This is a genomic window from Microbacterium sp. USTB-Y (assembly GCF_023703415.1).
GTDB lineage: Bacteria > Actinomycetota > Actinomycetes > Actinomycetales > Microbacteriaceae > Microbacterium.
The window spans coordinates 438,800-464,093 of the sequence record NZ_JAGMTU010000003.1 but is presented as its reverse complement, the minus strand read 5'-3'; the positions used below and the strand labels follow the sequence as shown (position 1 = coordinate 464,093).

Below are 25,294 nucleotides of genomic sequence, written 5' to 3'. Positions count from 1 at the left end.
GGTTCTGTCCAGAGGCGCGATCGCGTGTTTCACTCCGCTTCTGCGGATCGCAGCTGCGGCGCCACAGCGCGTCCAGCCGCCCCGCACTGACGTAGCGTTGATGTGTGAGCTCTCCCGTCCTCGATGCGGCCGCCGTCCGCGCCGACTTCCCCCTCCTCGCCGAGTCCGTCAACGGCATGCCGCTGGCGTATCTCGACTCGGCCGCGACGAGCCAGAAGCCCCGCGTCGTGCTCGATGCGGAGCGCGACTTCCTTGAGCGCTCGAACGCCGCCGTGCACCGCGGCGCGCACACCCTCGCCGCGGAGGCCACCGAGCTGTACGAGGACGCCCGCGCCGCCGTGGCCGGTTTCGTCGGGGCGCAGCCGGACGACCTGGTCTGGACGCACGGCGCCACCGAGGGACTGAACCTCGTCGCCTACGCGATCGGCAACGCCACGCTCGGTCGCGGTGCGCCCGCGAGCGCCCGCTTCGCGCTGCAGCCGGGCGACGAACTCGTTGTCACCGAAGCCGAGCACCACGCGAACATCGTGCCGTGGCAGGAGCTCGCGGCGCGCACGGGAGCCGTGCTGCGGGTGATCCGGATCCGCGACGACGGGTCGCTCGATCTCGATCATGCAGCGCAGGTCATCGGATCCCGCACCAGGGTCGTCGCTTTCACGCACGTCTCGAACGTGCTCGGCATCGTGAACCCGGTGGATGCGGTGGTGGCGCTGGCGCGTGAGGTCGGCGCCCTCACCGTGCTCGACGCCTGCCAGTCGGCGCCGCATCTGCCGCTGGATCTGCCCGCGCTCGGCGTCGACCTCGCCGTGTTCTCCGGGCACAAGATGCAGGGGCCGTACGGCATCGGCGGCCTGTACGGACGCCGGGAGGTCCTCGCGGCGCTGCCGCCGTTCCTCACCGGAGGCTCGATGATCACCCGGGTCACCTTCGAACGCACCGAGTTCCTGCCGCCGCCGCAGCGCTTCGAGGCCGGCACGCAGCCGGTGTCTCAGGCGATCGCGCTCGCCGCCGCCGTGCGCTACCTCGACGGTCTCGGGATGGATGCGGTCCACGCGCACGAGGCGGCGCTCGAACGCCGCCTGCGCGAAGGCCTCGGCGCGATCGAAGGGGTCCGGCTGCTCGGCGCCGCGGAGGGCGCGGAGCGCGTGGCTCTGCAGGCCTTCGTCGTCGACGGCGTGCACGCGCACGACGTCGGGCAGTTCCTCGACGCACGCGGGGTCGCCGTGCGCGTCGGCCACCACTGCGCCGAGCCGGTGCACGCGCGCCTCGGCGTGACCGCGTCGGTGCGCGCCTCTGCGGCGCTGTACAACACGGCCGACGAGGTGGATCGCATGCTCGACGCGGTCTCGGGGGTGCGGGAGTTCTTCGGCGTCTCCGGATCCTCCGCGGAGCAGGGGGTGCGTCAGGCGGGCGATGCGCCGAGCGACCGGAGGGAGCCGAAGTGAGCGGCCTCGAAGACCTCTACCAGGAGCTCATCCTGGATCACTCCAAGCGCCCGCACGGCAAGGGCCTGCTCGAGGCGACGGACGACGCCCATGAAGCGGAGTCGCACCAGCGCAACCCGATCTGCGGCGACGAGATCACGCTGCGCGCGCGCATCTCGGGCGAGGGCGACCGCATCGCCGCAGTGAGCTGGGACGGCGCGGGCTGCTCGATCTCCCAGGCGTCGGCGTCGATGCTCACCGAGCTCGTGGTCGGCAAGACCCGGGCCGAGGCGACGACGCTCATCGACGGCTTCCGCGAGGCCCTGCGCTCGCGCGGCGCCGTCGAGCTCGACGAGGACCTCTACGGCGACGCGGCGGCGCTCACCGGCGTCAGCCGTTACGTGGCGCGCGTGAAGTGCGCGATGCTCGCCTGGGTCGCCCTCGAGGACGCCCTGCTCCGCGCCTGAGACCGCCGCGGCGTCAGCCGCGCTCCGGGCGCCGGCGCCCCGTCGACGCCGCCCCTGCCTATCGGGCGTGCGCGGACTGCGCCTCTGTTACTGCCACTGTTACGCCGCGGGAATCGGATCCGGATCCCGAGGCGTATGCTGGCCGCGTGAGCCTGACCTGTCGTTGTTGTCTCTGAGCGCCCTCCGCGCTCCTTCGACGACCACAGACAGCTCCGCGCCCTCTCGCGCGACGACCGTTCAGGAACACCCCCCGTGCGCTACGCAAGCCACGTCGCCGATCTCGTCGGCGCGACCCCCCTCGTCCGTCTCTCCTCCGTCGTCGGCGCGACCGCCGAACGGCCGGCCATCACGGCGACCGTTCTCGCCAAGGTCGAGTACTTCAACCCCGGCGGATCCGCGAAGGACCGCATCGCGCGGTCGATCGTCGACGCCGCCGAGCGGGAGGGTCTGCTCCAGCCGGGCGGAACGATCGTCGAGGCGACGAGCGGCAACGCCGGGGTCGGCCTCGCGCTGATCGCCCTGCAACGGGGCTACCGCATGGTGTTCGTCGTCCCCGACAAGTTCGACGGACCCAAGGTCGCCACCCTGCGCGCCTTCGGGGCCGAGGTCGTCGTCACGCCCACCTCGGTGCCGCCCGAGCACCCCGAGTCGTACTACTCGGTCGCCGCGCGGCTCGCCCGGGAGATCCCCGGGGCGTTCAACCCGAACCAGTTCGCGAACCAGAACGGGCCGCGGGGGCACTACGAGTCGACGGGCCCGGAGATCTGGGCCGACACCGAAGGCCGGGTCACCCACTTCGTCGCGGGCATCGGCACCGGTGGCACCATCAGCGGCACCGGCCGCTACCTCAAGGAGGTGAGCGCCGGCCGCGTGCGCGTCGTCGGCGCGGATCCGGAGGGGTCCCTCTACTCCGGCGGTCCGGTGCACTCCTATCTGGTGGAGGGAGTGGGCGAGGACTTCCTCCCCGACACGTTCGACGGATCCGTGGTCGATGGCTACGAGCGCGTCTCGGATGCGGAGTCGTTCGCGATGACCCGCCGGCTCGCCCGCGAGGAGGGGCTCCTCGTCGGCGGATCCAGCGGCATGGCCGTGGTCGCCGCCCTCCGGATCGCGGAAGGGCTGGGTGAGCACGACGTCGTGGTCGTGCTGCTGCCCGACCACGGCCGCGGCTACCTCGACAAGCTCTACGACGACGACTGGATGACCGGGAACGGGTTCGCCGTGCCGGCTGCGCCCGCTGCGCACCCCGGCGTTTCGTCTCGGTCGGCTGCGCCGTCCTCGCTCAACGACCCCGGCGGCTCCGGCTCGGCTGCGCCGTCCTCGCTCAACGACCTCGGCAGCTCCGGCTCGGCTGCGCCGCCCTCGCTCAACGACCCCGCAGACACCACGAACGCTCCGACCCCGAAGGGATCCGACATGACCATCGAGACCGACAAGACCGCCACCGCCGCCATCCACGCCGGGCAGGCCGCCGACCCGTACACGGGGGCGGTGATCCCTCCGCTGCACCTGTCGACCACGTTCCTGCAGGACGGCATCGGGGGCCTCCGCCAGGGGTACGAGTACGGACGCAGCGGCAACCCGACCCGCGACGCGCTGCAGGCGCAGCTCGCCGCGCTGGAGGGCGGCGCCCGCGCCTACTCGTTCGCGTCCGGCCTCGCCGCGGAGGACACCCTGCTCCGCGCGATCCTGCAGCCCGGCGACCACGTGCTGCTCGGCAACGACGTCTACGGCGGCACCTTCCGGCTCATCTCGCGGGTGCTCGGCGCCTGGGGCGTCACGGTGCAGGTCGTCGACATGAGCGACACCGAGGCGGTCCGGACCGCGGTCGCCGCCAGAGCTCCGCGCGTGCTCTGGGTCGAGACGCCGTCGAACCCGCTGCTGCGGATCTCCGACATCGCCGCCCTCGCGGAGATCGGCCACGCCGCAGGATCCGTGGTCGTCGTCGACAACACCTTCGCCACCCCCGCGCTGCAGCGCCCGCTCGCCCTCGGCGCCGACGTGGTGGTGCACTCGACGACGAAGTACCTCGGGGGGCACTCGGACGTCGTCGGCGGGGCGGTCGTGCTCAATGACGCCGAACTGGCCGAGAAGGTCGGCTTCCTGCAGTTCGCGGTGGGCGCGGTCTCCGGACCCTTCGACGCCTGGCTCACCACGCGCGGCATCAAGACCCTGCCGGTGCGGATGCGCCAGCACAACGCCAACGCCGAGGCGGTCGCCGAGTTCCTCGTGACCCATCCGCGCGTCGCCCGCGTGTACTACCCGGGGCTGCCCGAGCACCCCGGCCACGAGCTCGCCGCGCGACAGATGTCCGGTTTCGGCGGGATCGTCTCGGTCGCCCTGGAGTCGGGGGAGGCTGCGCGGCGCTTCGCCGAGTCGACGCGCGTGTTCCAGCTCGCCGAGTCGCTGGGCGGCGTGGAGTCGCTCGTCAACTACCCCGACGCGATGACCCACGCCTCCGTGCGCGGCACCGAGGCTGCGGTCCCCGTCGAGGTCGTGCGCCTCTCCGTCGGCCTGGAGGATCCCGCCGACCTGCTCGCCGACCTGGAGCAGGCGCTGCGCGTCTGATCCACCGGTTCGCCCCGAGCACAACGCAGGAGATGCGGTGTCTGCGCGGTCCGTTCAGGCCAACGGCGACGGGATCTCCTGCGTTGTGCTCGGGGGAGTGGCGGGAGCCGCGGTCGCGGAGGCGGCGCCTCAGCCGGCGACCGCGGCCTCCAGGGCGGCGAGGCGCACGGCGGGTGCGCCGGAGAGGTCCAGGATCCGGGTGCCGCCGGTGAGGTCCTCGTCGTCGGCGAGCTCGAGCAGCGCCTCGGCCGTCGCGTCCCGCAGCTCCGGGTCCTCCTCTTCCGGAACCGCGATGTCCTCCGGGCCGAGAAGCACGAGCAGATCGACCTTCCGCATGGCCTCGGCGGCGAGCGGCGCCTCGCGGCGCAGGAGCCCGGCGGCGGTCCCGGAGCGACCGAGCTCGTCGAACGCGGCGAGGTAGGCGAGGAAGTCGAGCGGCCCGCGCTCCGCGATCACGGCGCTCGGAAGAGCGGGATCGAGGAGGCGCTCGGCGCTGACCCTGAGCTGGGCGACGACGGATCCGGATCCGAGGCTCTCGTCCACGAGCTCGAAGGGATCGGGCAGCACGGCGAAGCCCGGGTGCAGAAGGGCGAAGTCGGAGATCAGGGTGCTCTTGCCGGTCGCGTGCGTGCCGGAGACGACGATGCGCATGGCCGGAGTCTACGGATCCGCCTGCCGCGGCGTGCCGGGCGGACTCCGCAAGGGCGGGGCTCAGCCGGCCGCCCGGCCTCCGCGGGTGCGCGCCATGAGCACGTCGCGCACGACGATCGCGCGCCGCATGTCGGCCATGATCGGATCGAAGAAGCGCTCGCGGTAGCGCTGCTCGCTCACCGCCGACAGGACGAACGGCAGCGAGGAGATGATCGACATCAGCGCCGCCGTCTTGACGAGATTCATCGTGATCGGGAGCGTCGCGCCGCCGATCGCCAGGCGCTCCACGTGCAGGGGGTGGGCGGGCGTTCCCGGTCCCACCCACAGCTCGACGACCCCGACCGGGATGGCGATGCCGCCGATGAGCACGAGCAGCGCCCAGAGCATCGCCGCGAACAGCACGGCCTGCATGAGCTGGGCGACCGCCATCACGAGCATCACGTTGAAGCGCTGGACGAAGCGCAGCGGCGCGGACGGCGCCGATGCGGATCCCTCGCGCGCGATGGGGGTGCCGACGAGCAGGGCGGCGCGCTCCTCGGGGGTGAGGGTCTGCCTGATCTCGTCGATCTCGGACGCGCACACCCGCAGGACCACGATGAGCGCGAGCGCCGCGACGACGGCGCCGACGAGCGCGATGGATCCCCAGGGCAGCGCCGAGCTCATCTGCCAGACCTCGGCGGAGAAGAACGCGAAGACCACGAGCATCAGGATGACGGGGAGCGCGATCGATGCCATGTGCCCGACCGCCGAGACGTTGCGCACCGCGAGGCGGCTGCCCCAGGAGAGCAGCGCACCGCCGCCGGCGCCCGTGGCCAGCATGCAGACGGCGACGAGGGCGAGCCCCTCGATCACCGGGGCGACCAGAGCCGCCGGCTTCAGCAGATAGCCGCCCACGATGAGCGCGACCAGGCAGATCGCGATCACGATCCCCGCGACCGCGGTGCCGGACGGGGCGGAGAGCCGGCGCAGCGCCGCGCGGATGAGCCGGAACCCGGCCCACGCGATGACCGCGGTGAGGGCGAGGAACAGCAGCACGATCCCCAGCAGCGCCCACTCGTCGTCGGGCAGGAGCGCCGCGATCGCATCGATCCCCTCGCCCATCCCCGAGAGCAGCGCGGCGGTCAGGGTGACCGCGGTCACCAGCGGAGCGACGCGGCGTGGCAGGTCGGTGAACCAGCGCCGCAGCGGCACGAAGGTCGGCAGCCCCTGCTCGCGGAACCAGCGATCCGCGGCGCGCTGCCGGGCGCGGGCGCTGACCGGTGCGGCGACCGCGGCGAGGTCGGCGGTTCCGTCGGACATGGAGCCGAGACTACCCGCACCGACGGGGCCCGCCCGGCCGCCGCCGTGCCCGTAGCCTGAGGTCATGACGGACATCGCCTGGTCGGACGGACGCTGGACCCACGATCCCGCGGGGACGGCGGAAGAGCACGGCGACCTCGTCGTCACGGCCGTCGAGGGCAGCGATGCATGGCGGGTCACGTCCTACGGCTTCGTGCACGACAGCGAGCATGCGCTCCTTGTGTCGTTCGCCGTGGGCACCGCTGTGGAGGTGGAGTTCACGGCGGCGTTCTCCGAGCAGTTCGATCAGGCGGGCGTCTTCGTGCGCGTCTCGGCGGAGCGCTGGGTCAAGGCCGGCGTCGAGTTCGCGGACGGGCGGCCGCAGGTCGGCGCCGTCGTCACCGACGGGATGTCGGACTGGTCGCTCGCGCCGGTGCCGGAGTGGGCGGACCGCCGGATCCAGGTGCGGGTCAGTCGCGGGGCGGACGCGCTCACCGTACGCGCCGGCCTCTCGGGGCAGCCCCTCCAGCTGGTGCGCGTGTTGCCCTTCCCGGCCGGGGTCACCGCCGAGGCGGGTCCGTTCGTCTGCGCGCCGACGCGGGCCGGCCTCGCCGTGCGCCTGCACGCATGGCGCGTGGTCGAGGCGGACGGCGCGCTGCACTGATCCCGGACCGGTGCGACGTGCCGGTGCAGCTCCCGGATCCGCGGGCGCTGCCTTGCGATGCGGCATTCTCGACGGATGCGGAATACCCCCAGGGGGTATATGGTTGTCGATATCGGATACCCGGACGGGGTATCGACCGAAGGAGACGACATGACCACGACCGAATACCAGGTGACCGGGATGACCTGCGGGCACTGCGAGATGTCCGTGCGCCGCGAGGTCGGCAAGATCGCCGGCGTCGACGCCGTCGAGGTGAGCGCCGCCGACGGCTCGCTCCGGATCACGGCGAGCGCCCCGCTCGAGGACGCGAGCGTCTTCGCGGCCGTCGACGAGGCGGGCTACCGGGCGGTCCGGGCCTGATGAACACCGCGGGACGACTGAGTCTCTACGGCGCCGGGCTCGCGGCGGCGTTCGCCGTGGCCTTCGGCGTCGCGGCGCTCGTCGCCCCGCGAGACGCCGCGGCGCAGAGCACTCAGCACGAGCAGGGAACTCAGCAGGAGGAGAAGAGCATGAACGGGCACGACGCGCACGGCAGCGCGCCGCAGACGGGCGCCGACCAGGGCGCACAGGCGGCCGCGTCGACTGCGGGCGTGTCGCTCGCCGCCGGCGGGTACACGCTGGATCCGGTCTCCGCGCCGGCCGCGGTGGGGGAGCAGGGGACGCTGAGCTTCCGGATCCTGGACTCATCGGGAACCCCGCTCACCGCCTACGCGCCACAGCACGAGAAGGACCTGCACCTCATCGTCGTCCGCAGCGACGGCGCGCAGTTCCGGCACGTGCACCCCGTTCTCGACGCGGCCACCGGCACCTGGAGCATCCCGTGGTCCTGGAGCGCCGCCGGCTCGTACCGGGTGTTCGCCGACTTCGCGGCCCTGCGCGAGCCTCAGGGGACGGAGGCGGATCCGATCACGCTCTCGCGAACGGTCGAGGTCGCCGGATCCTTCGCGCCCGTCGTCCCTGCGACGAGCACCCGGACGAGCGTCGATGGCTTCGACGTCAGCATCGCGGGCGATCTCGTCGCCGGATCCGGCTCCGAGCTCACCGTGACGGTCCGGCGCGACGGCGAGCCCGTCACGACGCTGCAGCCGTACCTCGGGGCTTTCGGGCATCTGGTCGCGCTGCGCGAAGGCGACCTCGCCTACCTGCACGTGCACCCCGAGGGCGCCGCACCGACCGGTCCGGACGCGACCTCCGGCCCCGAGGTCCGGTTCGGCGCGCACGTGCCCACCGCCGGCCGCTACCTGCTCTATTTCGACTTCCTGGCCTCCGGATCCGTGCACACCGCGGCGTTCGTCCTGGATGCGCACGGCGCCGAGACCGCGACCCACCAGCACTGACCCCTCGAAGCCGACCGACCCCGGAAGGAGATGCACCCATGAACGCGAACAGCGTGGAGCTCGAGATCGGCGGGATGACGTGCGCCTCCTGCGCCAACCGCATCGAGAAGACGCTCAACCGGATCGACGGCGTCACCGCCACGGTGAACTACGCGACCGAGAAGGCGAGGGTCGACCTGCCGGACGGCTTCGACCCCGCGACGCTCATCGCACAGGTCGAGGACATCGGCTACTCCGCGGTGCTCCCCGCGCCGCCGGTCGCGGAGCCGCCGGCCGGCGATGCCCCTACGGCGGACGACCCCGAGCTGCGCTCCCTGCGCACCCGTCTCGTCGTCAGCGCGGTGCTGGCCGTGCCCGTCATCGCGATGGCGATGATCCCGGCGCTGCAGTTCACCAACTGGCAATGGGCCTCGCTCGCGCTCGCCGCGCCGGTGATCGTGTGGGGCGCCTGGCCGTTCCACCGCGCCGCCTGGCTGAACCTGCGCCACGGCGCCGCGACCATGGACACCCTCATCTCGATGGGGACGCTGGCCGCTTTCGGCTGGTCGCTGTACGCCCTCTTCCTCGGCACGGCCGGCATGCCGGGCATGCGGCACGAGTTCTCGTTCGCTCTGCAGGCCGGTGACGGCAGCAGCAACATCTACCTCGAGGTGGGTGCGGGCGTGACCGTGTTCATCCTGGCCGGACGGTACTTCGAGAAGCGCTCCAAGCGGCGGGCGGGAGCGGCGCTGCGCGCGCTGCTCGAACTCGGCGCCAAGGACGTGGCGGTGCTGCGCGCTTCGGCGGGCGCAGGGGCCGGGGGCGCTGCCCCGGAGGCGGCGGACGCGGGCGCGGTGCCCGGGGGCGCGGGTTCGGACGCGGGGAGTGCGTCGGCGCAGACCGCCGTGCGGACCGAGGAGGTGCGGATCCCGATCGCGCAGCTCGTCGTCGGCGACGAGTTCGTGGTGCGACCGGGGGAGAAGATCGCGACCGACGGCGTCATCGTCTCCGGGACGTCGGCGGTCGACGCCTCGATGCTCACCGGCGAGTCCGTGCCCGTCGAGGTCGGCGCGGGCGATGCCGTGGCCGGAGCCACGGTCAACGCGGGCGGGCGCCTCGTCGTGCGTGCCACGCGGATCGGATCCGACACGCAGCTCGCGCAGATGGCGCGCCTCGTCGAGGATGCGCAGACCGGCAAGGCCGAGGTGCAGCGCCTCGCGGACCGGATCAGCGGAGTGTTCGTGCCGATCGTGATCGCGATCGCCGTGGTGACGCTCGGGGCCTGGCTCGGCGCGGGGTTCCCCGCGACGGCGGCGTTCACGGCCGCGGTGGCGGTGCTCGTGATCGCATGCCCGTGCGCCCTCGGCCTGGCGACCCCCACGGCGTTGCTCGTCGGGACCGGTCGCGGTGCGCAGCTCGGGATCCTGATCAAGGGTCCGGAGGTGCTGGAGTCCACCCGCAAGGTCGACACGATCGTGCTCGACAAGACCGGGACGGTGACGAGCGGCCGGATGGAGGTCACCGACGTCATCGTCGAGGACGGTACGGATCCCGCCGAGCTGCTGCGTCTGGCGGGCGCCGTCGAGGCCGCCTCCGAGCACCCGATCGCGCAGGCCGTGGCCCGTGCGGCGGCGGGTGCGGGACCGGTTCCGCCCGTCGAGTCCTTCGAGAACATCCCGGGTCGCGGCGTGCAGGGCGTCGTCGACGGTCACGCCGTGCTCGTCGGGCGGGAGGCCCTGCTCGCGGACTGGGCGCAGCACCTGAGCCCGCGGGTCGCGGCGGCCAAGGCCGAGGCCGAGGGCGGCGGCAAGACCGTCATCGCGGTCGGCTGGGACGGATCCGCCCGCGGCGTCGTCGTGATCGCCGACACGGTGAAGCCGACGAGCGCCGAGGCCGTCGCCGCGCTCAAGCGGCTCGGACTCACCCCGATCCTGCTCACGGGAGACAACGAGGCGGTCGCCCGCCGGATCGCCGCGGAGGTGGGCATCGACGTGGTGTCAGCGGAGGTGCTCCCCGAGGGCAAGGTCGACGTGATCGCTCGGCTTCAGGGCGAGGGGCGCGTCGTCGCGATGGTGGGCGACGGCGTGAACGACGCCCCCGCGCTCGCCACGGCCGACCTCGGCATGGCGATGGGCACGGGCGCCGACGTCGCGATCGAGGCGAGCGACATCACGCTCGTGCGCGGCGACCTGCGCACGGCGGCCGACGCGATCCGGCTCTCCCGCCGCACGCTCGGCACGATCAAGACGAACCTGTTCTGGGCCTTCGCGTACAACGTCGCGGCGGTCCCGATCGCCGCGCTGGGACTGCTGAACCCCATGCTGGCCGGAGCCGCCATGGCGTTCTCGAGCGTCTTCGTGGTGGGCAACAGCCTGAGGCTGCGCCGGTTCCGCTGAGCCGCAGGCTGCGCCGGTTCCGCTGAGCCGGGCGCTGCGACGGGTTCGACCCGGGGCCTCTGAGTCGCTCCCGGACGGGGCAGCCCGGTACTTTGCGGCGGAGATGTGCGCCTTCTTCGGACGGATCCAGAGAACGGATCCGAAGAACGCGTACATCTCCGTGCGAAGTCGTCGGGTTGCGGGCCGCCGGGCCCGCGTGCCTCGAGTTCGACCGAGGGCGTCAGGCGCCGTGCCAGAAGATCGCGATGCCCGCATTCAGCACCGCAAGCGCACCGATCGTCCAGAAGGCCCCCGCGGTCGGTCGGCCCGCGCGCTCGCGGGTGATGACGACGCCGAACGCGCCGCCGATCGCCAGGGCGACGAGGAGCTTCACGCCGAGCTTGATGTAGTCCAGGTGCGCCCCGGCGGGGAAGGGGATCGCGAGGATCAGGCCCGACGCGATCATGACCCCCAGCCCGGTGCGGAACAGGGTCGTGGTGACGTAGCGCCGGCGCACGGCCTGGGCGGCCCAGCCGCCGAGCAGCAGGGCGAAGCCCACGAGGTGCACGAGCACGAGGAACTCGCGCAGCAGGGACAGAGGATCCATGGGTGTCTCCGTTTCGGATCGGACGGGGAGGGATTCGGGCAGAGCGGATCCAGCGGGTGGGTGGATCCGGCAGGGGGATCGGGCGCGCCGAAGGAACCCCGCGCAGCGGGTGACGACGAGGAGCGGTCTGTGGGTCAGGCCGCGGCGGTCTTCCCGCCGTCGACGGGCAGGACCGCGCCGGTGACGAACGAGGCGGCCGGCGACGCGAGCCAGGCGATCGCCTCCGCGACCTCCTCGGGGCGCCCCATCCGCTGCATCGGCACGAACCGGCCGATGTGCTCCCGCACCTCCGCGGGCTGGGTGAGCACGCGGCCCGAGGCGATCGGGCCGGGGGCTACGGCGTTGACCCGCACGCCGCCAGCGGCCTCGTCGAGGGCCGTGGTGCGGGTCAGTCCGACCACGCCGTGCTTGGCGGCCGCATAGGCCGACATCCCCGGAGCCCCGCCGATGCCCGCGGTGGACGAGACGTTCACGATCGCCCCGCCGTCGCCGATGACGGCGAGCTCGGCCCGCAGGCACCGCGCCAGCCCCAGGAGGTCCACCGTGAGCACGTGCTCCAGCTCGGCATCGTCGATCGCACCGAGCGGGCGCGGCAGGTGCGCGACGCCGAGGTTGTTGACGGCGACCTGGATTCCATCGGGGGCTTCGCGGGAGAGGAACTCCTCGAGCGCGCCCTCCATCGAGGCGTCGAAGGCGCCCGCGGCCACGTCGACCCCGGTCGTCCGCAGCTCCGCGGCGAGGGCGTCGAGCGGCTCCGCCCGGCGTGCCACGAGGAGCATCCGGTGCCCTTCGCCGGCGAGCCGCCGTGCGACCGCTCCGCCGATCCCCCCGTTCGCGCCGACCACGATCGCACAGCTCATGACCTGTCCTCCCGGCCTGCCAGGCGCGGATCGCGGCGAGGGCGATCGCGGGGGAGGAGGAACGCCGCGGCGATGAGCCAGGCGCCGCCGCCGAACCGGACGATCGGAAGAAGGACCTGCAGCGGATCCAGCACGAGCGAGAGGAACGACACCTCGCCCGCGGCGGCGATGACGAGCCCCGCGAGGGCGAGCCACCGCGGCAGGAGGCGCAGGATGTAGGCGGGGACGGCGATGCCCGCGATGAGCAGGCCCATGCCCACCGCGTATCCGACGCCGCCGAGCCCGAACGCGAGGCGGCCGAGCGCCGCGACGGAGCCCGGATCCCCGAGGGAGGATCCGGAGGCGAGCGACCAGGTCACGAGGGCCGAGAGGAGCAGCAGCAGCGAGGCCGCGATGCCGCCGTACAGTCCGATCACCGGTCCGGGCACCCGCACGCCGAGCCGGAGCTGCCGCGCGTAGACGGAGGCGGCGAGGATCCCCAGCGGCACGGCCGCGCCGAGCTGCAGCGTCGCCGCGATGCGGATCGGCAGCGCGTGCGCCGCGTACCAGGCCGCGACGTCGCCGGCCGGTGCGAACGGCGCGGGAGCGGATCCGGTGCCCGCGATGAGGGTGACGACGCCGGCGATCGTGAGGGCGAACGTCACGATCGCGAGCGGGCCCAGGGGAGGTCCACCAGGGCGACGGGGGCGCTGCGAAGAATCGGTCATACAACAAACGATGCATGGTATGAATCATTCTGTCAAGGGACTAAGCTGAGGTGATGGACACCCCTCGCCGCCCCGAGCGCACGGGCTTCCTCCTCTCGCAGCTCGGATCCTTCGCCGCCGCGCGCTTCGCCGAGCTCGTCAAGCCGGCCGGCCTCACCCCGGCGACTGCCGGTGCGCTGCGCATCCTGGCGCGCAGTCCCGGTCTCAGCCAGCGCGCGCTCGCCGACCGCCTCGGGGCCGTGCCCAGTCGCGTGGTGGTGCTCGTCGACGCCCTCGAGCACGCCGGACTCGTCTCCCGCACCCGCGATCCCGACGACCGTCGTCACCACCGGCTCGATCTCACCGACGCGGGGCGCGCCGCGCTGCAGGGGCTGCGCACGGCGGCCGAGCAGCAGAACGCCGACATCCTCGGGCCCCTCGATCCCGCCGAGCGCGAGGCGTTCGCCGCCCTCGTCGCCCGGCTCGCCGCCGCGCACGGCATCGACCCCGACGTGCACCGCGGGTTCGCCGATCACCCCCGTGCCGAGGGGGCGCGGCGCGAGGACCGGGCGTAGCGACGAGTCCCGAATGTTCGATTTTTTCGTTTTGTTCGAGTAGGTTGGTTGCTATGAGTACCTCAACTGGCGTGCCACGCGGTGCCCGAAAGGCGCAGACCTACCTCCCTGAGGCGGACGCTCGCGAGGAGATTCTCGATTTTGCCGAGTTGATGCGCGAGCTCGAGGTCTTCCTCGTGCAGAGTTCGTCCAAGGCTGCGCTCGTCGATCCTCAGGGCGATGCCCGTCCCATCCCGGATGAGATCTTTCGCATCCTCGACCAGGTGACGAACGCGCTCGCGGCGGGTGAGGGCATCACGATAGTGCCGCAGGGCATGTCCATGACGACGCAACAGGCCGCGGATTTCTTGGGAATCAGTCGCCCGACGCTGGTCCGACTCCTGGAGGCCGGCGAGATCGCGTACGACAAGCCCGGCCGTCACCGTCGTGTCCAACTGGAGGACTTGGTCGCCTACCAGGCGACCTTCCGTGCTGAGCGCCGAGCCGCATTGCGCGAGCTGCACCGTGCCAGTCTCGGCGCGAAGATTCAAGTCGGTAACCCCGCGGATGTGGAGCGTCGTGCGGAGCTGAACGCTGAGTGAGCTTTCCGGCGTTCTTCGACACCAACGCCCTCTACGGGGCGCTGCTCAACGACTTCATCCTCGAACTCGCTGATCGCGGGCTGTTTCGGCCACTGTGGTCGAGGGATGTGCTTTTCGAACTCGCGAAGAACCTGGTCAAGAACGGCGAGGATCCTGCGCTCGTTGAGAAGCGCGTCAGCACGATGGAGCACTACTTCGCTGATGCGCTGGTTACCGGCTACGGCGATCTGGTGCCGACGATGACCAATGACAAGAAGGATCGTCATGTGCTCGCAGCCGCGGTCCGAGGCAGCGCCGAAGTGCTTGTGACCTTCAATGTGAAGGACTTCCCGACGGATTCCGTCGAGCCGTTTGATCTCGAAGTAGTCCACCCCGATGCCTTTCTTCTGGATCAGCTCGACCTCTATCGCGCACCGACTCTCCGCACCCTGGTCGAACTCGTCGACGGGTACGATTCCCCGGCGATGACCGTCGATGGCTTCCTGCTCGCGCTCGCTCGCTCCGGGGTGCCGAAGTTCGTGGATGCCGTCCGGTCGAAGCTCTACTGAGCTCAGAGGTCGCGCGCGCGGAGCCGTTCCTCCTCGTCGGTCGCGGCCCAGCTCGCCAGCATCCGCAGAGCGTCCGCCGACCCGGATCCGGGCTCCGCCGTGTACACGGCCATCATCACGCCCGGGTCGGCGGAAAGGTCCAGGCCCTCGTAGGTGAGGTCCAGGTCGCCGACGACCGGGTGATGCAGGCGCTTGATCCCGGTGCGGTGGAAGCGCACGTTGTGCGCCGCCCACAGTGTGCGGAACTCGTCCGAGCAGTCCGACAGCTCATCGACGATCGACGCGAGCGCGGGATCCGCCGGGTGCCGTCCGACCTCGGCGTGCAGAGTCGCGACCAGATCCTGCACGACCTGATCCCACTCGCGGTAGAAGGTGCGCGCCACAGGGTCCAGGAAGGCGAAGCGCAGGCTGTTCGGCCGCTCGTGCGCGAACAGCGGGGCGTAGAGCGCCCGGCCCAGGCGGTTCGCGCCGAGATAGTCGAAACCGCCGCCGCGCACGATCGCCGGCGCATCGACGATGGCGTCGATCATCCGCAGCACGCTCGGGCGGAGGGCCGCGGCCCGCACCGGGGCTGCGAGGCCCGGGCGCGTGACGCGGCCGGAGCCGCGGGCGAGGTCGAACAGGTGGGCCGTCTCGGCCTCGTCCAGCTGCAGCGCTCCGGCGATGGCCGCGAGCACCGTGTCGGAGGCGCGGGTGAGGTCGCCGCGCTCGATGCGGATGTAGTAGTCCACGCTGACGCCCGCGAGCAGCGCGACCTCCTCGCGACGGAGCCCGGGAACCCTGCGGAACCGCCCGTATGCGGGAAGCCCGGCCTGCTCGGGAGACAGCCGTGCGCGCCGGGACGTGAGGAAGTCCTGCACCTCAGCCCTGGCGTCCCGCCCGCGATCGTCCATGCCTCGACGGTACGCGCCGCGATCGGGCGGTGCCAGGCACTGGCAGTACCCGGAACATCCGGGTCTGGTGCCCGCGGGGGAATCGGAGTCGACTGGACGTGCTCCGGATCCGCCGGAGCGGGATCCGGCAGGGCTGCTCGACGCGCCGGCCGGCAGCGACGGAAGGAGAGGCGCATGCACACGCGCACACTCGGACACGGTCTCGACGGCGCGGGCCTCCAGGTCTCCGCGATCGGCCTCGGCGCGATGGGGATGTCGCAGAGCTACGGTCCGAATCCCGGCAGCCGGGAGGACATGATCGGCGTGCTGCGTTCGGCACTGGACCACGGCGTCACCCTCATCGACACCGCGGAGGTCTACGGGCCCTACGTCAACGAGGAGCTCGTCGGCGAAGCGCTCGAGCCCGTCCGGGACCAGGTCGTCATCGCCACGAAGTTCGGCTGGCACATCGAGGAGGACGGCCGCTACACCGGGGTCGACAGCCGCCCGGAGCAGATCCGCCGGGTCGCCGAGGCCTCGCTCCGACGGCTGCGCACCGACGTGATCGACCTCTTCTACCAGCACCGGGTGGATCCGGCCGTGCCGATCGAGGACGTCGCGGGCACCGTGGGCGAGCTCGTGCGAGAGGGCAAGGTGCGCCACTTCGGCATGTCCGAGGCATCGGCCGCCACGATCCGCCGCGCGCACGCCGTGTTCCCCGTGACCGCCGTGCAGAGCGAGTACTCCCTGTGGACGCGGGATCCGGAGGCCGAGGTGCTGCCGGCGCTCGCCGAGCTCGGCATCGGGTTCGTGCCGTTCAGCCCACTCGGCAAGGGCTTCCTCACGGGTACGGTCTCGGCGGAGGCGTCGTTCGCCGAGGGGGACATCCGCGCCACCATCCCGCGGTACACCGCCGACAACCGCGCGGCGAACCAGCGTCTCGTGGATCACGTCGCGGCGCTCGCCGCTGCCAAGGGGGCGACGCCCGGGCAGATCGCCCTGGCCTGGCTGCTCGCGCAGCAGCCGTGGATCGTGCCCATCCCGGGCACCCGGCGCACCGCGCGCATCGCGGAGAACGCCGGATCCACCGCGGTCGCGCTGTCGGCCGACGAACGCGCCGACCTCGATTCCCTCGCGGCCCGCCTCGGCGTCGCCGGCGATCGCTACAACGCGGCGCAGTTCTCCTACGTGGGTCGCTGAGGATCGCGCGGGCGGCCGACCTGCGGCTGTGGCCGGCGACGCCCCCGGCCGGCCACAGCCGGCCTCCGGCGCCGGCCCCCGCCCGCGGCACCGGCGGTCGGACACCCGGTCTGCCCGCCCCGCTCTGTTCCCGTCGCAAAAAATGTCGCTCAGGGCGCTGCCGAACGACATTATTTGCGACGGGAACGGAAGGGCGGGCGACGGGAACGGAGCGGGACCATGCGACCGCCGCGGCGCCCGCCGATCCTGGAAAAAGATCGGATGTTCTCTTCGCTTCTCCGAATCGATTCGATACGATGGAGACGGCTCGCCGTGACCGATCACGGGGAGCCTTGCTTCGTCCCCCGCCGATCCTCGCCCGAAGAGTCTCCTCATGGCCGTCTCCCTGATCACAGGCCGCCCCTGGCGCGTCATCCTCGCGTTCGCCGTCCCTCTGCTGATCGGCAACGTCGTCCAGCAGCTGTACCAGTTCGCCGATGCGATCGTGGTCGGACGCCACCTCGGCGTGGACTCGCTGGCGGCCGTGGGCGCGACGGGCAGCCTGATCTTCCTCCTCATCGGCTTCGCCTGGGGTCTGTCGAGCGGTTTCGCCATCCCGACCGCGCAGTCGTTCGGCGCGGGGGACCACGCCGCGGTGCGGCGTTCGGTCGCCACCGGCACGCTGCTCACCGCCGCCACCAGCATCGTCATCACGATCGGCGCCCCGCTGGTCACCGAACCGCTGCTCCGGCTGCTGCAGACGCCCGAGGCGCTGCTCCCGGAGGCAACGGTGTTCACGCAGGTGACCTTCATCGGCGGCAGCACCGTGATGTTCTTCAACTACCTCTCGGCGGTCATCAGGGCGATCGGCGACTCGCGGACGCCCCTGGTCTTCCTCACGGTCTCCTGCGCGCTGAACATCGTGCTCGTGATCCTCATGGTCGGCACGTTCGAGTGGGGCGTCGCAGGGGCCGCCTGGGCCACCGTCGTGGCCCAAGGCGTCTCGGTCGCGCTCTGTCTCGTGTACGTGTGGCGCAAGCTGCCCGTCCTGCACGTGCACCGCGCCGACTGGCGGGTGACCCGTGCCGACATCGCGGAGCACCTGCGCCTCGGACTCCCGATGGGATTCCAGGCCTCGATCATCGCGATCGGCACCATCACGGTGCAGGTGGCGCTGAACATGCTCGGCGCCGACGCGGTCGCCGCCTACACGACGGCGTCCCGGGTGGACAGCATCGCCGTGGCGTTCCTCTCGTCGATCGGGCTCGCCGCGTCGATGTACGCCGCGCAGAACCTGGGCGGACGCCGCCCCGACCGCATCCGCCGCGGCGTGACCCAGGCGATCTGGATGGCCGTGATCACCGCGGTCGTGCTCGGCGCGCTGCTGGTGCTCTTCGGATCCTCGATGGTGCGGGTCTTCATCGGAGACGGATCCGACGAGGTCGTGCGTCTGGCCGCGCTCATGCTCCTGATCAACGGGTTCACCTACACCGCGCTGGGCGTGCTGTTCGTGCTGCGCGGCGTGCTGCAGGGGCTCGGCCACACCCTGATCCCGACCATCACCGGAGTGATCGAGCTCGTGATGCGCGTCGGCGCCGCCGTCGTGCTGGGAGCGCTCATCGGGTACCCCGGCGTCGCGCTGAGCAATCCGCTCGCGTGGTTCGGCGCCGCCGCGCTGCTCATCCCCGCGTACGTGAAGGCGCACCGGCAGCTCGCCGCCATGCCGGTCGACCCCGTGGAGGTCACCCCGACCACGGCGATCCCCGTGGTCGGTCCGACCGACGGATCCATGGTGGTCGACGGGGTCTTCACCGCCCCCGTTCCCGTGGTGAGGAGAAGGGCGCGCCTCAAGGTCGGACGCCGCTGACGCTGCACGCCTGACCGCGGGGTCGCGGTGCCGGGGCGAGGAGCTCGTCGCGCGGCTGCCGGCCGCCGGGGGTTGCACCGGTGCCGCGAGCCGGGGCGACGGCGGGCGCCGGCGCGCGATCGACGGGCGGAATCACGACGGCGAGCGACGGATGTCCGCCAGGCGCTTGCGGTGGGGGAGCGGGGTCGCGCACTCTGGAGATCTGGCGGGACCATCGGCGTGCGAGGAGCTTCCCCAATGACCCAGCGGATCACCCCCAACATCTGGTGCGACCACACCGCCGAGGAGGCGGGGGTCTTCTACGCCTCGGTGTTCGACCGCACCACCTCGCGGGTCGTCGCGCGCTACCCCGACCACGGTCTGCCGGAGTTCCAGCGCGCGTTCGCCGGGCAGGCGCTCACCGTCGACGTGTCGATCGACGGCTATCGGATCACTCTCATCAACGCCGGATCCGAGTTCGCCCCGAACCCGGCGACGTCCTTCCTGGTGAGCGTGGATCCGCGCCGCTTCGGTGGCGATGATGCCGCCCGCGCCTGGATCAACCGCACCTGGACGCGGCTCGCCGAGGACGGCCTCGTGCTCATGGACATCGGCGAGTACTTCTTCAGCGGCCTGTACGGCTGGGTCGAGGACCGCTACGGGGTGAGCTGGCAGCTGAAGCTGATGGATCGGGACGCCGAGCCCGCGCCGCTGATCACTCCGATGCTCGTGTTCGGCGGACCCGTGCGGAACAGGTCGCTGGAGGCGATCGCGCTGTACGGCGAGCTGATGCCGCCCGCGGGCATCACCCGCCAGGTCGAGTACCCCGTCACCGAATCCCCGCACATCGACGAGCCGATCGTCTACTCCGAGTTCCAGCTCGCCGGGCAGCGCTTCGCGGCCTTCGACTCTCCGGTCGACCGGGATTTCACGTTCACACCCGGGTTCTCACTGCAGGTCGACTGCGACGGGCAGGACGAGCTCGACCGGATCTGGGACGCGCTGAGCGCCGTGCCCGAGGCCGAGCAGTGCGGCTGGCTCGTCGACCGCTTCGGCGTGAGCTGGCAGGTCGTGCCGGCGAACCTCGGCGAGCTGATGCAGCGGCCGAACGCCTACGAGCACCTCATGCGGATGGGGCGCATCGTCATCGCCGATCTCTGAGCCGGATCCGCGCGTCCCGATCCGACGGCTGAGCCTCAGCGGTGGTCGCGGTCGTGGTGCTGACCGGACTCGTCGCCGTTCGCGATGCGCTCGGCCTCGCGGGCGCGCAGGTCCACCCGGCGGATCTTGCCCGAGATCGTCTTGGGCAGCTCCGGCACGAACTCGATGATGCGCACCCACAGGTGCGGGGAGAGCTGGCCGCGCGCATAGGCGAAGATCGAGCCCGCGGTCGCCGTGAGGTCGTCGTGCGCGGCCGCCGTCAGCAGCACGTACGCCTTCGGCACCGCGAGGCGGGTCGGATCCGGGCTCGGCACGACGGCCGCCTCCACCACGTCGGGGTGCTCGAGCAGCACCGACTCGAGCTCGAACGGCGAGATCTTGTAGTCGGATGCCTTGAACACGTCGTCCGCACGGCCGACATAGGTCAGGTACCCCTCGGCGTCGCGGGTGGCGATGTCGCCCGTGTGGTGGAAGCCGCCCTCGCGCGAGCGTGCGGTCGCCTCGGGATCCGCGTAGTACCCGGCCATGAGCCCGAGCGGGCGCTCGGCGAGGTCGAGGCAGATCTCGCCCTCGGCCACGCCGTCGGCATCGCCGTCGACGCGGGCGCCCGTGACCGGATCCACGAGGACCACCGGATACCCGGGCAGCGGGCGACCCATGGATCCGTCCTTCACGACCTGCCCCGGCGAGTTGCCCACGCAGGCGGTCATCTCGGTCTGCCCGAAGCCGTCGCGGATGGTGCCGCCCCAGGCGTCGCGCACGCGCCCGATCACCTCGGGGTTCAGCGGCTCACCCGCGCCGACGAGCTCACGCGGCGGGTGCGGGAGCCGGCCCAGGTCGGCCTGGATCAGCATCCGCCAGACGGTCGGCGGTGCGCAGAAGGTCGTGACATGGTGCTGCTCCATGACCTCCATGAGGGTGTTCGCGTCGAAGCGGTCGTAGTTGTAGACGAACACGGTGGCCTCGGCGAGGAACGGCGAGTAGAAGCTCGACCATGCGTGCTTCGCCCAGCCCGGCGAGGAGATGTTGAGGTGCACGTCGCCCTCGCGCACGCCCAGCCACCACATGGTCGAGAGGTGCCCGACCGGGTAGGAGACGTGCGTGTGCTGCACGAGCTTGGGCCGGCTCGTGGTTCCCGAGGTGAAGTAGAGCAGGCTGGTATCGCCCGCGGGGGTGGGGCCGTCGGGCTCGAAGTCGTCCGAGGCGCCGTGGGAGTCGGCGAAGTCGTGCCAGCCGTCGGGTGCGGGCGCACCGGGGGCATCGGGCACGGCGATGCGCACGATGCCGGCGGGCAGGCCGGCGACGCGGTCCGCGAGGGATCCGAGGGTCACGATGCCGCGGGCCTCGCCCTTCTCCGCCCGGTAGGCCAGATCCGCGGGCGAGAGCAGCGTCGAGGTCGGGATCGCGACCGCGCCGAGCTTGGTGAGACCGAGCATGGTCTCCCACAGGTCGATCGTGTTGCCGAGCATCACGATCACATGGTCGCCGCGGCGGATCCCGAGCCCGTGCAGCCAGTTCGCCACCTGGTCGGACCGCCGCGCCAGCTCTCCGTACGTCCAGGTCCGGCTGGTGAGATCGGCGGACACGATCTGCACGGCCGGGCGGTTCGGCGTCTCGCCGGCCACCACGTCGAACCACTCCAGCGCGAAGTTGAAGGTGCGCAGCTCGGGCCAGTGGAAGACGGCGCGCGCCCGGGTGTAGTCGTTCGCATGCGCGAGCAGCAGGTCGCGGGCGGAGCGGATCGCGGAGGTCGCCGCGGTGGCGGCACGGGGCTGGCTCATGGAGCCATCTTCGTCGCTCCGGACCGTTTCGGGGAGCGTCCGGGCCACGGGAAGCGCTCGTGCTCGGCGAGGCCGTCGCGCAATTCAGGTTGGATCCCGCTCAGAGGCCGGACAGGGCCGGATCCGGGCCGGTGGCGGGAAACGAGCCTGAATTGTGCGATCGGCGTCCGGCCGACAGGATCCGGGGCGGGGTGCAATACGCTGGCGTGCGTCCCCGCCATCCACCGATCGGAGCAGCATGTCCGAGCCCCTGTTCGTCGAGATCGCCAACACGCCGCGCGACTACGCCTGGGGAAGGGTCGACGGCGTGGCCGGAGTGCTGGGCGCCGCGGGCACGGGCGGCCCCGAGGCGGAGCTGTGGCTCGGCGCGCACCCCGGATCCCCGGCCCGCACGGTCGGCGACGCGCCGTGGGCGACCCTCCTGGACTGGGAGCGGCAGGCCGGCGCCCGGCTGCCGTTCCTGCTGAAGATCCTCGTCTCGGCGGGCCCGCTGTCCCTGCAGGCGCATCCCACGCCGGCCCAGGCGGCCGCCGGCTTCGCGGATGAGAACGACCGGGGCATCCCGCTCGAGGCGTCGCACCGCAACTACAAGGACCCGTATGCCAAGCCGGAGCTGATCGTCGCGCTCGAGGACGGCTTCGAGGCGCTGTGCGGCTTCCGTTCGGTCGCGGAGATCCTCGTCGATGTCGACGAGCTCGCCGCCCGCGCGGGATCCGATGCGCTCGCGCCGTGGCGCGCCGCACTGGCCGGTCCCGACGGGCTGCGCGCCGGGTTCTCCTGGCTGCTGGGCGGCGGCGCCGATGTGGATCTCGCGGTCGCCGCTCTGGTCGCCGCGGCCGTGGGCGAGGAGCGTTTCGAGCTGATCACCCGTCTCGCGGCGGCCTACCCCGGGGATCCGGGCATCGCGGTCGCGCTCATGCTGCGCCATGTCACGCTGGCAGCGGGGGAGTCGTTGTGGCTGCCGGCGGGCAACATCCACGCCTACCTGCGCGGCGCGGGCGTCGAGCTCATGGGGCCGAGCGACAACGTGCTGCGTGGCGGACTCACCCCGAAGCACGTCGACACCGCCGAACTGGAGAAGGTGCTGACGTTCACCGCCTCGGAGGACGACCACCTCCTGCCCGTCGAGATCGCGGAGGGCGTGCGCAGCTACCGCCCGCGGATCCATGCGTCGGGAGCGGACGTGCCGTTCGAGCTGCTCGCCGTCACCGGTGCCGCGGACGTCGCCCTCGCTGGCCCGTCGATCGCGATCGCCACGGACGGCTCCTTCGCCCTCGCCGCGGAGGGCGCGGAGGGCGCGGAGGGCGCGGAGGTCGCCGTCGCGCGCGGCGCCGCGGTGTTCGTCACCCGCCCGGCGCAGGTGCGGATCACCGGATCCGGCCGCCTCTGGATCGCGACCGCCGTCTGAGTCGCTCCCGCGCGCCCCGCCCCGCGCGCCCCGCGCCCCGCGCCCCGCGCCCCGCGCCCCGCGCCCCGCGCCGCGCTCCCGCGCCGCGCCCCCGGCGCCCCGCGCCCGCGCTCCCGCGAGACCGAACCTCCGTCCCGAGACCGACGAAACGAACCGCGGTCTCGGGACTCGGGTTCGGTTTCGCGGGTGCCTCGTCGTGCGCTGGCGTCGTCGGCGCCATGACCTGAGGCGGAGCGCCCGGTAGCGTATTACCGTGAACAGCTCCGTCGCCCGTCGTGTGCTCGGGCTGTCCGTCCAGGAGTGGGCGCTCGTCGGGATCACGATGATCTGGGGCGGCACGTTCCTCGTCGTGCACACCGCGATGCAGCACTCCGGGCCGTGGTTCTTCGTCGGGTTCCGCTTCCTCGCGGCCGGGCTCTTCGCCGCCGCGATCTTCTGGCGGTCGCTGCGGGGCATGTCCTGGCGCGAGCTCGGCGCGGGCGCCGCGATCGGCGCGGCCATCTACGGCGGCTACGGTCTGCAGACGGCTGGCCTCCAGACCATCGACTCCTCGACCAGCGCGTTCATGACGGCGTTCTACGTGCCGCTCGTGCCGCTGCTGCAGTGGCTCGTGCTGCGCAAGCCGCCCCGCGCGCTCACGCTGGTCGGCGCAGGACTCGCGTTCGTCGGCCTGCTGCTGGTCGCCGGGATCGGATCCCGGGGGATCCAGCTCGGCACGGGCGAGATTCTCACGCTCATCAGCACGCTGCCGATCGCCGGCGAGATCATCCTGATCAGCCTCTTCGGCGGGCGGTTCGACGTCGGACGGCTCACCGTGGTGCAGCTGCTCACCGCCTCGGTGCTGGGGTTCGCGACGATGCCGCTGGCCGGAGAGCCGATCCCCGCCTTCGACCCCGTCTGGCTGATCGCGGGGCTCGCCATGGGGCTGGCGAGCGGGCTCATCCAGCTCACCATGAACTGGGCGCAGCGCTCCGTGTCGGCGACCCGCGCCACCATCATCTACACGGGAGAGCCGGTGTGGGCCGGCGTCGTCGGACGGATCGCGGGGGAGAGGATCCCCCCGCTCGCGATCCTCGGGGCCGGGCTCATCATCGCCGGCACCCTGCTCAGCGAGCTGCAGCCCCGGCGCGCCGACGGCGGCGCGGCCGAGGACCCCGGGGCAGAGGATCCGGCGGCGGGCGAGCCGGGCGACGACGGGGCGACGGACGATCGCGGGGAGGGGCCAACTCAGGATCCGGAGCCGGAGGGACGGGAGGCGGCGCCCCGAGCGGGCGCCTAGGATCCCGCGCGTAGACTGGACGGGTCCGCCCGACACGCCGTGGCGGCGCCGAGCCCGCGATGCCATTGCGGCGTGCTCGCCCCAAGCACAGGACCCGAGGATCCGTCATGTCAGCCACTCGCACGCTCACGCTGCGTCAGGTGCAGCTCGCGCGCGCCGCCCTCGCCGCGGTCGCGGCCCTCATGATCACGTTCTCGGCGGACCACTCGGCGACCGTGGGACTGGCGGTGTTCAGCGGATTCGCTCTGGTCACCGCGCTCATCCACATCCTCAGCGCCTGGCTGATGGCGCCTTCGGGCTGGCGCTGGCCGTTCATCCTGCTCGCCGCGGTGTCGATCCTCACCGGCATGGCCGGCGGTGTGCCCGCCTGGCGCTCCACCCCGATGTTCTTCGTGATGGTGATCGCCTGGGGCGCACTGACCGGGCTCATCGAGCTCATCGCGGGCATCCGCGCCCGCCGCCTCGCGCGCACCGGCGACGCTCCGGCCGTGGTCGCCGACGGCGCCCGCGACGCGATCCTCGTCGGATCCCTGGGGCTGGCTCTCGCCGTCGGACTGCTGTGCGTGCCGACGACCTACGCGCTGCGTTACTCGATCGCCGAGGCGGGGTCGTTCACCCTGACCGGCATCACCCTCGCCGTGGGGATCTTCGGCGCCTATGCCGCGGTCGTCGCGGTGTTCCTGGGTATCGCGGGTCTCAGCCCGCGCTCCCGCACCTCCATCGACGCGGGTGCAGAAACCGCCGCCGCCGGGACGGCGCCGGCCGAGAACGAAGGATCCGCATGACCGAGAACACCAGGCGCAGGGATCTGTTCCGGCCGGTGCAGCTGATCGGGCTGTCGCTGCTGTGCGGCGTCTTCGCCGGGATGGTCACGCTGATCGCGACGGGCGCGTTCACCGACAAGGTGATGCGCATGGTCGACAAGGGCACCTACGCGGGCATCCCGCCGTGGAACCTCGCCTTCATCGTCACCGGCGGCATCTTCATCGCCGCACTGCTGATCCTGTCGATCCTGATCCTCGCGGTCGACCCCGCGGACTTCACCAAGCCGCACGACCGCCCCGTGCTCTACGACAAGACCGACGACGGGGATGCACCCGCGAACGGTGCCGCAGACGCCGGCAGCGCCTCGGGCGACGCGCCGCAGATCTGAGCCGCGGGGAATAGC

At 72.1% G+C, this 25,294-nt stretch carries 24 protein-coding genes and 1 pseudogene; 18 read left to right on the top strand and 7 right to left on the bottom strand.

The genetic code is table 11. The features are described 5' to 3' along the window. The first annotated feature begins 104 nt into the window (after positions 1 to 104). From J8G10_RS09390 to J8G10_RS09375, 4 genes and pseudogenes are all read left to right on the top strand, one after another. Positions 105 to 1,445, top strand: coding sequence for a SufS family cysteine desulfurase (locus J8G10_RS09390; protein ID WP_251443600.1), 1,341 nt, complete (start codon positions 105 to 107; stop codon positions 1,443 to 1,445). Further along, positions 1,442 to 1,891, top strand: a complete 450-nt coding sequence (gene sufU / locus J8G10_RS09385; RefSeq protein ID WP_251443597.1) for a Fe-S cluster assembly sulfur transfer protein SufU — start codon at positions 1,442 to 1,444, stop codon at positions 1,889 to 1,891. Before J8G10_RS09390 ends, sufU begins: the two co-directional genes overlap by 4 nt. Positions 1,892 to 2,143: 252 nt before the next feature. Further along, a pseudogene (locus tag J8G10_RS09380) lies at positions 2,144 to 2,989 on the top strand (PLP-dependent cysteine synthase family protein); the annotation flags it as partial. Positions 2,990 to 3,307: 318 nt separating this feature from the next. Then, positions 3,308 to 4,459, top strand: a complete 1,152-nt coding sequence (locus J8G10_RS09375) for a cystathionine gamma-synthase (RefSeq protein ID WP_251444358.1) — start codon at positions 3,308 to 3,310, stop codon at positions 4,457 to 4,459. 129 nt (positions 4,460 to 4,588) lie between these two features. On the opposite strand, the gene J8G10_RS09370 is transcribed toward J8G10_RS09375, so the two are convergent. Then, positions 4,589 to 5,110: an AAA family ATPase gene (locus tag J8G10_RS09370; protein ID WP_251443594.1), complete on the bottom strand. Its 522-nt coding sequence runs from the start codon at positions 5,108 to 5,110 to the stop codon at positions 4,589 to 4,591. A 60-nt stretch (positions 5,111 to 5,170) separates the two neighbouring features. Further along, positions 5,171 to 6,409 (bottom strand): hypothetical protein, encoded by a 1,239-nt coding sequence (locus J8G10_RS09365; protein WP_251443591.1) that lies wholly within the window; start codon positions 6,407 to 6,409, stop codon positions 5,171 to 5,173. Positions 6,410 to 6,473: 64 nt separating this feature from the next. Here J8G10_RS09365 and J8G10_RS09360 point away from each other — a divergent pair, with 64 nt between their 5' ends. The 4 genes from J8G10_RS09360 to J8G10_RS09345 all read left to right on the top strand — a co-directional run bounded on the left by J8G10_RS09360 (position 6,474) and on the right by J8G10_RS09345 (position 10,764). Then, complete coding sequence (locus J8G10_RS09360; protein WP_251443588.1) at positions 6,474 to 7,052, top strand: DUF1349 domain-containing protein; 579 nt, start codon at positions 6,474 to 6,476, stop codon at positions 7,050 to 7,052. Positions 7,053 to 7,202: 150 nt separating this feature from the next. Further along, the gene (locus tag J8G10_RS09355) at positions 7,203 to 7,412 is read left to right on the top strand and encodes a heavy-metal-associated domain-containing protein (protein ID WP_251443585.1); all 210 of its coding nucleotides are present in this window, start codon (positions 7,203 to 7,205) and stop codon (positions 7,410 to 7,412) included. Then, on the top strand, positions 7,412 to 8,389 hold the full coding sequence (locus tag J8G10_RS09350) for a heavy-metal-associated domain-containing protein (RefSeq protein ID WP_251443582.1): 978 nt from the start codon (positions 7,412 to 7,414) through the stop codon (positions 8,387 to 8,389). The genes J8G10_RS09355 and J8G10_RS09350 overlap by 1 nt, the downstream gene beginning before the upstream one ends. 38 nt (positions 8,390 to 8,427) lie before the next feature. After that, positions 8,428 to 10,764 (top strand): cation-translocating P-type ATPase, encoded by a 2,337-nt coding sequence (locus tag J8G10_RS09345; RefSeq protein ID WP_251443580.1) that lies wholly within the window; start codon positions 8,428 to 8,430, stop codon positions 10,762 to 10,764. Between the two features lie 220 nt (positions 10,765 to 10,984). On the opposite strand, the gene J8G10_RS09340 is transcribed toward J8G10_RS09345, so the two are convergent. The 3 genes from J8G10_RS09340 to J8G10_RS09330 form a co-directional block, all read right to left on the bottom strand. Further along, positions 10,985 to 11,350 carry a Fe-S protein gene (locus J8G10_RS09340; RefSeq protein WP_251443577.1) on the bottom strand — a complete coding sequence of 122 codons (366 nt, stop codon included), beginning with the start codon at positions 11,348 to 11,350 and terminating at the stop codon, positions 10,985 to 10,987. A gap of 134 nt (positions 11,351 to 11,484) precedes the next feature. After that, complete coding sequence (locus tag J8G10_RS09335) at positions 11,485 to 12,210, bottom strand: SDR family NAD(P)-dependent oxidoreductase (protein ID WP_251443574.1); 726 nt, start codon at positions 12,208 to 12,210, stop codon at positions 11,485 to 11,487. Beyond that, positions 12,207 to 12,917: a hypothetical protein gene (locus tag J8G10_RS09330; protein ID WP_251443571.1), complete on the bottom strand. Its 711-nt coding sequence runs from the start codon at positions 12,915 to 12,917 to the stop codon at positions 12,207 to 12,209. The genes J8G10_RS09335 and J8G10_RS09330 overlap by 4 nt, the downstream gene beginning before the upstream one ends. Before the next feature lie 53 nt (positions 12,918 to 12,970). Here J8G10_RS09330 and J8G10_RS09325 point away from each other — a divergent pair, with 53 nt between their 5' ends. The 3 genes from J8G10_RS09325 to J8G10_RS09315 are packed head-to-tail and all read left to right on the top strand — an operon-like array spanning position 12,971 to position 14,600. Next, positions 12,971 to 13,471, top strand: a complete 501-nt coding sequence (locus J8G10_RS09325) for a MarR family winged helix-turn-helix transcriptional regulator (RefSeq protein ID WP_251443568.1) — start codon at positions 12,971 to 12,973, stop codon at positions 13,469 to 13,471. Positions 13,472 to 13,524: 53 nt separating this feature from the next. Next, a complete protein-coding gene (locus tag J8G10_RS09320; protein WP_251443565.1) occupies positions 13,525 to 14,052 on the top strand; it encodes a helix-turn-helix domain-containing protein in 528 nt (175 codons plus the stop codon). Beyond that, complete coding sequence (locus tag J8G10_RS09315) at positions 14,049 to 14,600, top strand: PIN domain-containing protein (RefSeq protein ID WP_251443562.1); 552 nt, start codon at positions 14,049 to 14,051, stop codon at positions 14,598 to 14,600. The genes J8G10_RS09320 and J8G10_RS09315 overlap by 4 nt, the downstream gene beginning before the upstream one ends. Before the next feature lie 2 nt (positions 14,601 to 14,602). On the opposite strand, the gene J8G10_RS09310 is transcribed toward J8G10_RS09315, so the two are convergent. After that, positions 14,603 to 15,493, bottom strand: a complete 891-nt coding sequence (locus J8G10_RS09310) for a helix-turn-helix domain-containing protein (RefSeq protein ID WP_251443559.1) — start codon at positions 15,491 to 15,493, stop codon at positions 14,603 to 14,605. 174 nt (positions 15,494 to 15,667) lie between these two features. Between J8G10_RS09310 and J8G10_RS09305 the strand changes: the two genes are divergently transcribed. The 3 genes from J8G10_RS09305 to J8G10_RS09295 all read left to right on the top strand — a co-directional run bounded on the left by J8G10_RS09305 (position 15,668) and on the right by J8G10_RS09295 (position 19,658). Continuing rightward, positions 15,668 to 16,672 carry an aldo/keto reductase gene (locus tag J8G10_RS09305; protein ID WP_251443556.1) on the top strand — a complete coding sequence of 335 codons (1,005 nt, stop codon included), beginning with the start codon at positions 15,668 to 15,670 and terminating at the stop codon, positions 16,670 to 16,672. A 373-nt stretch (positions 16,673 to 17,045) separates the two neighbouring features. Continuing rightward, positions 17,046 to 18,518 (top strand): MATE family efflux transporter, encoded by a 1,473-nt coding sequence (locus J8G10_RS09300; RefSeq protein ID WP_251443553.1) that lies wholly within the window; start codon positions 17,046 to 17,048, stop codon positions 18,516 to 18,518. Positions 18,519 to 18,755: 237 nt separating this feature from the next. Beyond that, positions 18,756 to 19,658 (top strand): VOC family protein, encoded by a 903-nt coding sequence (locus J8G10_RS09295; RefSeq protein WP_251443550.1) that lies wholly within the window; start codon positions 18,756 to 18,758, stop codon positions 19,656 to 19,658. Positions 19,659 to 19,693: 35 nt separating this feature from the next. On the opposite strand, the gene J8G10_RS09290 is transcribed toward J8G10_RS09295, so the two are convergent. Beyond that, entirely contained in the window at positions 19,694 to 21,439 is a 1,746-nt protein-coding gene (locus J8G10_RS09290) for an AMP-binding protein (RefSeq protein WP_251443547.1), read from the bottom strand. 238 nt (positions 21,440 to 21,677) lie between these two features. On the opposite strand from J8G10_RS09290, the gene manA reads away from it, so the two are divergent. From manA to J8G10_RS09270, 4 genes are all read left to right on the top strand, one after another. Continuing rightward, positions 21,678 to 22,847, top strand: a complete 1,170-nt coding sequence (gene manA, locus J8G10_RS09285; RefSeq protein WP_251443544.1) for a mannose-6-phosphate isomerase, class I — start codon at positions 21,678 to 21,680, stop codon at positions 22,845 to 22,847. A gap of 253 nt (positions 22,848 to 23,100) precedes the next feature. After that, on the top strand, positions 23,101 to 24,126 hold the full coding sequence (locus J8G10_RS09280; RefSeq protein ID WP_251443541.1) for a DMT family transporter: 1,026 nt from the start codon (positions 23,101 to 23,103) through the stop codon (positions 24,124 to 24,126). Between the two features lie 107 nt (positions 24,127 to 24,233). Next, the gene (locus J8G10_RS09275) at positions 24,234 to 24,911 is read left to right on the top strand and encodes an acyl-CoA synthetase (protein WP_251443538.1); all 678 of its coding nucleotides are present in this window, start codon (positions 24,234 to 24,236) and stop codon (positions 24,909 to 24,911) included. After that, entirely contained in the window at positions 24,908 to 25,279 is a 372-nt protein-coding gene (locus tag J8G10_RS09270) for a hypothetical protein (protein WP_251443536.1), read from the top strand. The genes J8G10_RS09275 and J8G10_RS09270 overlap by 4 nt, the downstream gene beginning before the upstream one ends. Positions 25,280 to 25,294: the final 15 nt, after the last annotated feature.

Excerpts from the sequence above, each read along its gene's own strand:
- J8G10_RS09375 (WP_251444358.1), top strand. The coding sequence starts at position 3,308 with ATGACCATCGAGACCGACAAGACCGCCACCGCCGCCATCCACGCCGGG.
- J8G10_RS09370 (WP_251443594.1), bottom strand. The coding sequence starts at position 5,110 with ATGCGCATCGTCGTCTCCGGCACGCACGCGACCGGCAAGAGCACCCTG.
- J8G10_RS09365 (WP_251443591.1), bottom strand. The coding sequence starts at position 6,409 with ATGTCCGACGGAACCGCCGACCTCGCCGCGGTCGCCGCACCGGTCAGC.
- J8G10_RS09360 (WP_251443588.1), top strand. The coding sequence starts at position 6,474 with ATGACGGACATCGCCTGGTCGGACGGACGCTGGACCCACGATCCCGCG.
- J8G10_RS09355 (WP_251443585.1), top strand. The coding sequence starts at position 7,203 with ATGACCACGACCGAATACCAGGTGACCGGGATGACCTGCGGGCACTGC.
- J8G10_RS09350 (WP_251443582.1), top strand. The coding sequence starts at position 7,412 with ATGAACACCGCGGGACGACTGAGTCTCTACGGCGCCGGGCTCGCGGCG.
- J8G10_RS09345 (WP_251443580.1), top strand. The coding sequence starts at position 8,428 with ATGAACGCGAACAGCGTGGAGCTCGAGATCGGCGGGATGACGTGCGCC.
- J8G10_RS09340 (WP_251443577.1), bottom strand. The coding sequence starts at position 11,350 with ATGGATCCTCTGTCCCTGCTGCGCGAGTTCCTCGTGCTCGTGCACCTC.
- J8G10_RS09335 (WP_251443574.1), bottom strand. The coding sequence starts at position 12,210 with ATGAGCTGTGCGATCGTGGTCGGCGCGAACGGGGGGATCGGCGGAGCG.
- J8G10_RS09330 (WP_251443571.1), bottom strand. The coding sequence starts at position 12,917 with ATGACCGATTCTTCGCAGCGCCCCCGTCGCCCTGGTGGACCTCCCCTG.
- J8G10_RS09325 (WP_251443568.1), top strand. The coding sequence starts at position 12,971 with ATGGACACCCCTCGCCGCCCCGAGCGCACGGGCTTCCTCCTCTCGCAG.
- J8G10_RS09320 (WP_251443565.1), top strand. The coding sequence starts at position 13,525 with ATGAGTACCTCAACTGGCGTGCCACGCGGTGCCCGAAAGGCGCAGACC.
- J8G10_RS09310 (WP_251443559.1), bottom strand. The coding sequence starts at position 15,493 with ATGGACGATCGCGGGCGGGACGCCAGGGCTGAGGTGCAGGACTTCCTC.
- J8G10_RS09305 (WP_251443556.1), top strand. The coding sequence starts at position 15,668 with ATGCACACGCGCACACTCGGACACGGTCTCGACGGCGCGGGCCTCCAG.
- J8G10_RS09300 (WP_251443553.1), top strand. The coding sequence starts at position 17,046 with ATGGCCGTCTCCCTGATCACAGGCCGCCCCTGGCGCGTCATCCTCGCG.
- J8G10_RS09295 (WP_251443550.1), top strand. The coding sequence starts at position 18,756 with ATGACCCAGCGGATCACCCCCAACATCTGGTGCGACCACACCGCCGAG.
- J8G10_RS09290 (WP_251443547.1), bottom strand. The coding sequence starts at position 21,439 with ATGAGCCAGCCCCGTGCCGCCACCGCGGCGACCTCCGCGATCCGCTCC.
- manA (WP_251443544.1), top strand. The coding sequence starts at position 21,678 with ATGTCCGAGCCCCTGTTCGTCGAGATCGCCAACACGCCGCGCGACTAC.
- J8G10_RS09275 (WP_251443538.1), top strand. The coding sequence starts at position 24,234 with ATGTCAGCCACTCGCACGCTCACGCTGCGTCAGGTGCAGCTCGCGCGC.
- J8G10_RS09270 (WP_251443536.1), top strand. The coding sequence starts at position 24,908 with ATGACCGAGAACACCAGGCGCAGGGATCTGTTCCGGCCGGTGCAGCTG.